This is a genomic window from Acidovorax sp. KPB24-03 (genome assembly GCF_057546605.1).
In genome coordinates, this window is the sequence record NZ_BAAJYR010000949.1 from 1 (window position 1) to 562 (window position 562).

The window sequence follows — 562 nt, forward strand, 5'->3', positions numbered from 1 at the left end:
CGTGGCGGGAGACTGGGCCAGGGCCGGAGCGCCGCCCCCCGCGAATGCCACGAGCGTGGCCGCGCGCACGGCCAGACGCCGGCGCCATGAAAAGACTTGCAACATGGCGGACGAGTCTAGCGATGCACGCTGGCGCCATTGCCCTGGCGCGCTGCCAGCGGCCGAGGATCGGCCTTCGTCCTACAGATCGATGCGCTCGCGGGGAGGTCCGGCGGCCTTCGGGTTCACCCTAGGATGGCCTCCAATCTTGAAGTCCCGGCCTCCGGGGAGAAAGGCAACTGTGAGCACTTGGTACAAATTGGCTCTCGGCAATGACCAGGACGCGTTCGAGCCCGCGCGCCAGATCCAGCAGATCTTCATGGCGAAGTTCCTGATGACGCCTCCTGGCTCGGGACGCGCCCTTTTCTCCAGCTACGACCTCGCCAGCGACAACCTCTGGCTGTATTTTTTCGCCCGCGGCGCGCGACATCGCCACCCGCGTGGCCGCCCAGCCGTGCGACAAGCCCGCCCCTGACGCCCCCCTGGGCCTGCTGGCCGGCGAGGGCGATGCCCTCGCCCAGCC

1 protein-coding gene is annotated in these 562 nt (G+C 68.7%); it reads left to right on the plus strand.

Features of this window, described 5'->3' with window-relative positions:
- The first annotated feature begins 280 nt into the window (after positions 1-280).
- Positions 281-514, plus strand: a complete 234-nt coding sequence (locus tag AC27KI_RS26965; protein ID WP_487116978.1) for a hypothetical protein — start codon at positions 281-283, stop codon at positions 512-514.
- The last annotated feature ends 48 nt before the right edge of the window (positions 515-562 follow it).